Source organism: Subsaximicrobium wynnwilliamsii, assembly GCF_007997225.1.
GTDB classification, from domain to species: Bacteria; Bacteroidota; Bacteroidia; order Flavobacteriales; family Flavobacteriaceae; genus Psychroserpens; species Psychroserpens wynnwilliamsii.
This window is the reverse complement of sequence record NZ_VORM01000090.1, coordinates 1-1541: the sequence shown is the minus strand read 5'-3', so window position 1 is coordinate 1541 and position 1541 is coordinate 1. Positions and strand designations below refer to the sequence as shown.

The 1541-nt window shown below is 33.0% G+C and carries 1 protein-coding gene; it reads right to left on the bottom strand.

Going from position 1 to position 1541, the window contains the following annotated elements; translation table 11 throughout:
- Positions 1 to 255 precede the first annotated feature (255 nt).
- The gene (locus ESY88_RS20605; RefSeq protein WP_147088585.1) at positions 256 to 933 is read right to left on the bottom strand and encodes a hypothetical protein; all 678 of its coding nucleotides are present in this window, start codon (positions 931 to 933) and stop codon (positions 256 to 258) included.
- Positions 934 to 1541 lie beyond the last annotated feature (608 nt).

The following is a 1541-nucleotide window of genomic DNA, read 5'->3' as shown; positions in this document are numbered from 1 at the left end:
TTCAGATAGCGATTCCATAAACCTGCTAAAAAGTCCGCAGAGATTGGTTTCCGCATGATGTCACGAATTAGCTCTTAAAAAGTCTGGATTATGAATTTACTTGCTAATTCTGCTATTTTAGCCAACGTGATGTGTATGATTAGTTGCGTGATTAAGCACGAAAGTTAGCAAATAAAAACCGAATAGAATATTCCGCAGGAATGTTCGTAAGTCGGCAGTGACCAAGCAATTAATTATACACGGTGTTACCTACAGTTATTTATTTCCAAATTTTACTAATTCGGGTTTAATTATTATCAATTCTTTTTTTCTCGGAAACTTTCCGTGTTCAAAAGTCAGTTCAACACTATTATTTTTCTTTTCAAGCGTTTTTATGTTAACATCATAAAAGTCCGAAATCACGAACGTTTTATTTTCATAACCCAATTCAGTCGGTTGAATTAAAATATGAATATCAGTTTTAGAATTTTCGGTTTCCAGAGGTAAACTTTGTCCATTATAAAATGTCATTACTCTCACAAAAAAGTCATTTCCATATTCCGATTTAAATTGGTCAAAATCACGAAGGATTGATTCAAATTCCGATTTAGACGTTTGAGTGATTTCAGATGTGTGTTTATAAACGAAAAAATTATCTGATATATCTAAAGTGTCTTTAAAATCCTTTTTGTCAATTAATTTCCGTTCTCCGGTTTTTAATTTTTCCGCAACATTTATTTCAGAGTCAGAAGATTCCACGAAGCGATAATAATCCGAAGATTGAGTGTTTTTAGTGTCTTTTTCTAAATCCTTTATTTTCTTTTGTAATTCAGAAATTTGCTTATCCTTTTGAACTATTTCGTCATTCAATTTATTCCACTCCAATTTGTTTGAGTTAAACTCACAGCTTGAAATAAAAATCAAAGTTAAAATCAAAAACGGAATTTTTTTCATAATTGTAGGTAACGCTCTTGAGTATGATTAGTTGCGTGTCTCAATCGCTAATTTAGCAAATAAAAACGAACTTGGGCAACCGCGAGGGTTTTCGGAAGAAGAACAGGCCTAGCAATTAATTATACGCGATGTTGTAAAATGTAGTTTCGTGAATTTCAGACTTTAGATAAAATACTCATTTAGGTTGTGCGCTCGAGTAAGCAAATCCGCGAACTGCTTAAGTTCCGCATCGTGCATAATTCTGCATCTGGCTAAATTCCGCATCTTGAATAATTCCGCAAACTGCAAAGGTTCCGTTATTTATTCCGCAAACTTGCTTTAGAAAATCCCTCGTTAATAGACTGTTTTTGAAATAACATCCGATTTTAAATTCCGCAAACTTGCTCAAATTTCCGCAACAGTTGGTTTTCTGGAATAGTTCAGATCAGACAGTTTTCAGGGTCTAGATTTTCGGATCTGAGTAAATTCTGCTATATTTTACAACGTTTAGTATAAAAGAAGTAGGGCTGTAAATAAGCAATAATTATTCGGATTATCCACAAGCCAAATCTTTTGCATTTTGTTTTATATTATTCATCTAAAAGCCAAATCAAAAGATTTGGCGACTT

Bases quoted from the DNA above. Each gene is read 5' to 3' on its own strand.
- ESY88_RS20605 (WP_147088585.1), bottom strand. From the start codon at position 933: ATGAAAAAAATTCCGTTTTTGATTTTAACTTTGATTTTTATTTCAAGC.